This is a genomic window from Pseudomonas spirodelae, assembly GCF_034653255.1.
Lineage (GTDB): Bacteria > Pseudomonadota > Gammaproteobacteria > Pseudomonadales > Pseudomonadaceae > Aquipseudomonas > Aquipseudomonas spirodelae.
Window position 1 is genome coordinate 143,337 of the sequence record NZ_JAYEET010000057.1, and the last position, 7,301, is coordinate 150,637.

Genomic DNA, 7,301 nt, shown 5'->3' on the forward strand with positions numbered 1-7,301 from the left:
TACGTCATTACTACAACACGCATAAAAAAACCCCAGCATTTCTGCTGGGGTTCTTTTCAACACACTCAACCTTGATCGTGGCCTCGGTTGAGTGAACCGGTTCTTAGCTGAACTGGTTCATGGTGTTGTCTTTGCCGCCTGCCTTCAGAGCTGCTTCGCCAGCGAAGTACTCTTTGTGCGCATCGCCGATGTCGGAACCGGACATGTTCTGGTGCTTGACGCAGGCGATACCTTGACGGATCTCCTCGCGCTGAACGCCTTTCACGTAGGCCAGCATGCCTTGGTCTGCGAAGTAGCCTTTGGCCAGGTTGTCGGTGGACAGCGCGGCGGTGTGGTAAGTCGGCAGGGTGATCAGGTGGTGGAAGATACCGGCCTGAGCAGACGCGTCACGCTGGAAGGTGCGGATGCGCTCATCAGCGAACTTAGCCAGTTCAGTTTCGTCGTAATCGACGCTCATCAGCTTGGCGCGGTCGTAGGCGGAAACGTCCTTACCTTCTGCAGCCATGCTGTCGAAGGCCTGCTGACGGAAGTTCAGCGTCCAGTTGAACGATGGGCTGTTGTTGTAAACCAGCTTGGCGTTCGGGATGGTTTTACGGATTTCGTTAACCATTTCTGCGATCTGGCCGACGTGTGGCTTCTCGGTTTCGATCCACAGCATGTCAGCGCCGTTCTGCAGGGACGTGATGCTGTCCAGTACGCAACGCGCTTCACCGGTGCCAGCACGGAACTGGAACAGGTTGGAAGGCAGGCGCTTAGGACGCAGCAGCTTGCCACCACGGTTGATCACGACGTCGCCATTGCCCAGATCGGCAGCAGAAACTTCTTCGCAATCGAGGAAGGAGTTGTACTGGTCGCCCAGGTCGCCCGGCTCTTTGGTCACGGCGATTTGCTTGGTCAGGCCAGCACCCAGGGAGTCGGTACGCGCAACGATCACGCCGTTGTCGATGCCCAGCTCGAGGAACGCGTAGCGAACAGCGTTGATCTTGGCGATAAAGTCGGCGTGAGGAACGGTTACTTTACCGTCCTGGTGACCGCACTGCTTCTCGTCAGACACCTGGTTTTCGATCTGGATGCAGCACGCACCCGCTTCGATCATCTTCTTAGCCAGCAAGTAGGTGGCTTCTGGGTTACCGAAACCCGCGTCGATGTCGGCGATGATTGGCACTACATGAGTTTCGTAGTTGTCGATCTGCTTCTGGATGTCAGCCGCTTTGGCGTTGTCGTCTGCAGCGCGGGCAGCATCCAGCGCGGAGAACAGCAGGTCCAATTCGCGGGCGTCAGCCTGGCGCAGGAAGGTGTACAGCTCTTCAATCAGGCCGGAAACCGAGGTTTTCTCGTGCATGGACTGATCCGGCAGCGGACCGAAATCCGAACGCAGAGCAGCAACCATCCAGCCCGACAGGTAGAGGTAGCGCTTGTTAGTAGTCTTCAGGTGCTTCTTGATCGAAATCAGCTTCTGCTGACCGATGAAACCATGCCAGCAGCCCAGGGACTGGGTGTAGACGGAGGAGTCAGCATCGTACTCGGCCATGTCTTTACGCATGATGTCAGCAGTGTACTGAGCGATTTCCAGACCGGTTTTGAAACGGTTCTGAGCGCGCATGCGGGCTACGGACTCAGGGTCGATAGCGCTCCAGCTGCTGCCAGCAGCGGCTTTAAGGGCGGCAACGGCTTTGATGTCGTTTTGATAAGCTGACATGGTCAATCCTTCAAAGTATGTGTTTGGTTGAGCACCGACTTCCCCACTGAACACCTGTGTTGCTGGAGGTTGTTGTAGCCAACTGCAGAGCGTTGAGAAATTGACGTGAGACGGAATTAATCCGGGAGAGGGGACATAAGCTCAACAGGGCGCTGGCTGCAGCGGTTACAAATGACCCTGGATCATTTGCTGGCTAACGGATCCAAAGATTCCGTTGGGCCGATCTGCTACGAGTGATGCACACTGTTGCTAAACGCTTCCCCGTCCCTCAGGACAACTTCGTTCCAGTCGCAATCTCATCGAACGGCCTTGTGGGCTTTACAACACAAATCGGCTCTGACGGTAAGTTGGAGCGCGATCCGGAGGGCCTTTCAGCACCTCTGATTAGCGGGAGCGGGGCCATCATGCCTCCGCAAAAAGTGTTCGTCAATTATTTTGTAGTGCCTTTCTAGTGACTACTACATAATTTTTTTGGCGACCGGCAGGTCAGCCTCTACGGCTTTATCCAGCGGGTTCCAGGGGAGGAGGCCAGCGCAGGGATGTTTACGGGTGACGACTGTGCCGCCGCCTGCTGGCAGCAGCTGATGAGTGGTCTCGGCATTGAATGGCAGGCGATTAGTGCCCCAGCTTGAGTTGCGCTCGGATCAATCCACCACGTCGACCTTGACGCGAATATTCATGTCTTCACGGCCATGGGTCGAACGACGTTGCAGGAAATCGCCCTGTTCGCCCTGGTTTTGCTCGCTGACACCGCCAATATTGATCCACTCACCGATCCGCCCGCTGACTCGCGTATCGGTGCTTTGCACATCGATAACGCCGGGCTGTGATTGGCTGAGGCGGTCGCGGTTGCTGCTTATGGTGATGTGCACCCGTTCACCACTCAAGCTCGCCGTGACATAAAACCCACGCGTGACATTGCGGTATTGAGTGGTGCTGTAGGGCTGGCCGTAAGTATCGCGGCCGCGGGTGGTCAGCGGCACGCTCTGGCCGATTTGGATCAGCGCCGGATAACCCTCGGTAGCCTGCACGTGTTGGGTGCCGCCGCTGCGGCTGTCGGTGCTACGGCGGATGATGCGCACCTGATCACGGCCATTGATTTCGCCCTGGCCGATCTGTACCTCGGCATCGCCGGCGCTGATTGTGCCGTCGGCGCGGTAGCCGCGGTCGGACTGAAAGCCCGACTCATTGGTGTCGACGCTGATCAGCAAGCGCCGTGGTTCAGTGTCGAGCTGTTGCAGCAGAGCGCGTATTTCAGCAATTTTCGCTGGCTCGGCATTGACGATCAGTTGGTTGCCGTAGGCGTTGACCTTGCCTTCCTGGCCCAGCACCGATTGCACCACGCCGAGCACCTCATCGGCCGTGCGGAAGTTCAACGGAATCACCTCGGTGGCAGCACTGACAAACAGGCTACAGCTCAGCAGCACGGTGGCGAGTAGGGCACGAACCTTCATAGCAGAAAACTCCGTAAGTCAGCGTCGGTGATGCTGGTGTCCCAGGCTTGATCAAACTGCGCGCGGCGCTGACGGTTGCGGCCGGGGTCTTGGTAGAGGGCGTAGCCACTCGCTTGGCCCAGTTCGGGCAACAGCAGCAGGCCACGGTCATCGGCCAGCAGAAACGCCAGCGCCTCATTGGGGTAGTCCGGGTGCAGCTTGCGGATCTGCAGGTTGCTCGACAGGCGGCGGGAAAGGCTAAGCAGGCGGTGGCCATCCTTCACCGCGCGGCTGGGATCGCGCAGCAGAATGCGCAGTTGATTGCGCGGGCTGGCCAGGAGAAAACGGGTACAGGCGTCTTGCACGCTGCTGTGGTGATAGAGCCAGGGTTCTAAGTCGTGGCTGTAGATACACAGGCTGCGCTGAGCTTGCTGTAACAGAGCCAGGGCGTGAGCGCGGGCCTGTTCGGGTTGGCTGAAACGCTCCAGCGTCGGGTGCGCACCGAGGGTAAACGGCGCCGGTTCTGCACGCGGGCTGTCGGGGCTGTGGGTGGCCGGATTATGCACAGCAAAACGCCCCGATGACTGAAACTCGATGGCGGGAAGCTCTGTAGGTTCCAGCGGTTCGGTTGGTTCACTCGGGGCGTTTTCGTCGTTCATATTGGCCTTTAGGCGCTGTTACGCACCATGTCCACGTGAGGGATGCCAGCTTCCAAGTATTCACCGCTGACGATGGCAAACCCGAGCTTTTCATAAAAGGCGGTGGCGTGCACTTGCGCGCTGAGCATTTGTTGCTTCAAACCGCGCTGTTCCGCTTCTTCGATTACGGCCTGGATAAGTGCCACGCCAACGTTCAGCCCGCGCCAATCCTTAAGCACTGAAACTCGGCCAATATGCCCATCGGCCAGCAAGCGCGCCGTACCAACCGGATAGTCGCCTTCCAGTGCCAGAAAGTGCACCGCTTCGGCGTCCTCGGCATCCCATTCGAGCTCCGGCGGCACCGCTTGTTCCGCCACAAACACGGTTTCACGAATGCGCCGCAGGTCAGCGTTGTCCTTTTGCCAGTCAGCCAGGCGAACGTGGATCTCACTCATCAGAAAACTCCAGGCTGCCTTGCTTGACCAGCTCAACCAGCAGGTTACGCCCTTCGTCATCGGCGAGCCACGGGGCCAGGTTGTCGATGTGCAGGGCGTCGGCCGCGCAGACCAGCTTCAACAGTTCGCGCAGGCTGGCCGAAAGTAGGCGGCTCTGGCCGCTGGCAAACAGCACCAGGTCTTCACCCACTTCTGACCATGCCATGCGGGCGCTGGGGTTGCGGATCATCACGGCGCCATCTTCCAGGCTGGCGAGGAACGCCTCTTCGTCGATCTCGATACCGGCGATCAGCTCGGGATAACGCGGCTCGGTCATAAACTGGCCAAACCAGGTCATCAGCAGGCGTTCATCGCTCATGTGCTCAGTGAGCAGGGCTTTGAGGCGGTCCAGGGCGTCGCGCTGGATTTGTGTTGGGTCGCTGGTCGGCTGCGCGTCGGCGTCGCTGTAGCGCTCTTCATCGGGCAGGAACTGGCCGAGAAAGTCGGTGAAATGGGTGAGAACTTCGGCGGCGCTTGGCGCGCGGAAGCCTACAGAATACGTCATACAGTCATCCTCAGCGGTACCACAGTGGGCCAGAAGCGGCGGCAGGTAGAGCATGTCGCCGGGCTCCAGAACCCATTCTTCAGTTTTAACGAATTCAGCGAGGATCTTCAGATCCGCGTGTTGCAGCATCGGGCTGTTGGAATCGCACACTTGGCCAACCTGCCAGCGACGCGTGCCATAGCCTTGCAGCAGGAATACATCGTAATTATCGAAATGCGGGCCCACGCCGCCGCCTGGAGCGGCGAAGCTGACCATCACATCGTCGATGCGCCACTTGGGCAGAAACTTGAATTGCTCGATCAGCTCGGCCACTTCCGGAACGAATTGATCGACGGCCTGTACCAGCAAGGTCCAGTCACGCTCAGGCAGTTCGGCGAAGGCGTCTTCCGCGAAGGGGCCGCGGCGCAGCTCCCAGGGGCGCTCGCCATGCTCGATGACCAGGCGTGATTCGATTTCCTCTTCCAGGGCCAGGCCAGCCAGTTCATCCGGCGAGATTGGGCTCTCGAAACCCGGAATAGCCTGGCGGACCAGCAAGGGTTTTTTCTGCCAGTAGTCGCGCATGAATTCGCGCGCAGTCAGCCCGCCCAGCAGTTGAAGCGAAATATCAGGATTCATCGCTAAGCCCTTGAATTAGTTGAATACCCATAAATAAAAACGCCCGGCACAGCCGGGCGTCTGGGTGGCTGTTGCCGTTTAGATGCGCGTGGCCTGAGCGACCGCGTTGCCGATGTAGCTGGCAGGGGTCAAACGTTTGAGCTCAGCTTTGGCTTCGGCAGGCATGTCCAGGCCGTCGATGAAAGTCTGCAGTGCTTCGGGGCTGATGCCTTTGCCACGGGTCAGCTCTTTGAGCTTCTCGTAAGGGTTTTCGATGGCATAACGGCGCATCACGGTCTGGATCGGCTCAGCGAGGACTTCCCAGCATGCATCCAGGTCAGCGGCGATGCGGGCTTCGTTCAGCTCCAGCTTACTGATGCCCTTTAGGCTGGCCTCGTAGGCGATCACGCTGTGAGCGAAGCCCACACCGAGGTTACGCAGTACGGTGGAGTCGGTCAGGTCACGCTGCCAGCGCGAGATCGGCAACTTGCTGGCCAGGTGCTGGAACAGTGCGTTGGCGATACCCAGGTTGCCTTCGGAGTTTTCGAAGTCGATCGGGTTGACCTTGTGCGGCATGGTCGAGGAACCGATTTCGCCGGCAATGGTGCGCTGCTTGAAATAGCCCAGGGAGATGTAGCCCCAGATGTCCCGGTCGAAGTCGATCAGGATGGTGTTGAAGCGCGCGATACCATCGAACAGTTCAGCGATGTAGTCGTGCGGCTCGATCTGCGTGGTGTAGGGGTTGAACTGCAGCCCCAGGTCACCTTCGATGAACTGCTTGGCGTTGGCTTCCCAGTCGATCTGCGGGTAGGCCGAGAGGTGGGCGTTGTAGTTGCCAACGGCGCCATTGATCTTGCCCAGCAGCGGTACGGCTGCAACCTGAGCGATCTGCCGCTCCAGGCGATAAACCACGTTGGCCAACTCTTTGCCCAGGGTGGTCGGCGATGCCGGCTGACCGTGGGTGCGCGAGAGCATCGGTATGTTGGCGAATTTAACGGCCAGTTCACGGATGGCTTCGGCGGTCTGACGCATCAGCGGCAGCAGCACGTCATCACGGCCGGCGCGCAGCATCAGGGCGTGGGACAGGTTGTTGATGTCTTCACTGGTGCAGGCGAAGTGGATGAACTCACTGACCTTGTCCAGTTCAGGCAGCTTGGCCGCTTGTTCTTTGAGCAGGTACTCCACGGCTTTGACGTCGTGGTTGGTGGTGCGCTCAATTTCTTTGACGCGCTCGGCGTGCTCAACGGCAAAGTTATCTGCCAGTTCGTTGAGGATCGCCTGTGCTTCGGCGGAGAAGGGCGCAACCTCGGTCACACCTTCGTGGGCGGCGAGGCGTTGTAGCCAGCGCACTTCAACCATTACACGGAAACGGATCAGGCCGTATTCGCTGAAAATAGGGCGCAGAGCGCTGGTTTTGCCGGCGTAGCGGCCATCAACGGGGGAAACCGCGGTGAGCGAGGAAAGCTGCATGGGAGGCGTTCTCGGACAATCGGGCATTGAAAAGGGCGCGTATCATACATGAAATCGGCAGCTGAATTGCGCTTGCTTACTACCGTTCAGCCGCGCACGCGCCGCGCAATGGATAACAAGCTGGCACTGAAAATCAGCGCAGCCCCAAACCATGAGGTCAGGTCAGGGCTTTCATCCCAGCGCCACCAGGCAATAACGCCGGCAAAGACGATCGCCAGGTAAGCAAAGGGGCCGATCAGGCCTGGTGGCGCAAGGGCGTAAGCCCTGGACATGATGATCTGGCTGGCAGTCGCCAGTAGACCGATCATCAGCAATAGCCCGAGGTCATGCTGCGACAGCGGTTGCCAGGCCCAAGCCAGGGGGATGGCCGAGATCAGCGCGCTGAACAGTGAAAAATAGAACACGATCCGAAACGCCGGCTCGGTGTCGCTCATTTCTCGAATCGAAACAAACGCGAATGCAGCCAGG

Annotated in this window: 7 protein-coding genes; all 7 read right to left on the reverse strand. The window is 58.8% G+C overall.

Annotated features, from left to right (window positions below):
* Positions 1 to 103: 103 nt before the first annotated feature.
* Positions 104 to 1,699 carry an isocitrate lyase gene (locus tag SOP97_RS19735; RefSeq protein ID WP_274089166.1) on the reverse strand — a complete coding sequence of 532 codons (1,596 nt, stop codon included), beginning with the start codon at positions 1,697 to 1,699 and terminating at the stop codon, positions 104 to 106.
* 644 nt (positions 1,700 to 2,343) lie between these two features.
* Positions 2,344 to 3,153: a secretin N-terminal domain-containing protein gene (locus tag SOP97_RS19740; protein WP_274089167.1), complete on the reverse strand. Its 810-nt coding sequence runs from the start codon at positions 3,151 to 3,153 to the stop codon at positions 2,344 to 2,346.
* Positions 3,150 to 3,791: a DUF7931 domain-containing protein gene (locus SOP97_RS19745; RefSeq protein WP_274089168.1), complete on the reverse strand. Its 642-nt coding sequence runs from the start codon at positions 3,789 to 3,791 to the stop codon at positions 3,150 to 3,152. Before SOP97_RS19745 ends, SOP97_RS19740 begins: the two co-directional genes overlap by 4 nt.
* Positions 3,792 to 3,799: 8 nt before the next feature.
* Entirely contained in the window at positions 3,800 to 4,225 is a 426-nt protein-coding gene (locus SOP97_RS19750) for a GNAT family N-acetyltransferase (RefSeq protein WP_274089169.1), read from the reverse strand.
* Positions 4,218 to 5,384 carry a ribosomal protein uL16 3-hydroxylase gene (locus SOP97_RS19755; protein WP_322950551.1) on the reverse strand — a complete coding sequence of 389 codons (1,167 nt, stop codon included), beginning with the start codon at positions 5,382 to 5,384 and terminating at the stop codon, positions 4,218 to 4,220. The genes SOP97_RS19750 and SOP97_RS19755 overlap by 8 nt, the downstream gene beginning before the upstream one ends.
* Positions 5,385 to 5,462: 78 nt before the next feature.
* Positions 5,463 to 6,833 (reverse strand): adenylosuccinate lyase, encoded by a 1,371-nt coding sequence (gene purB, locus SOP97_RS19760; protein WP_322950552.1) that lies wholly within the window; start codon positions 6,831 to 6,833, stop codon positions 5,463 to 5,465.
* Between the two features lie 86 nt (positions 6,834 to 6,919).
* A partial coding sequence (locus SOP97_RS19765; protein WP_322950553.1) for an EamA family transporter occupies positions 6,920 to 7,301 on the reverse strand: 382 nt, incomplete at its 5' end.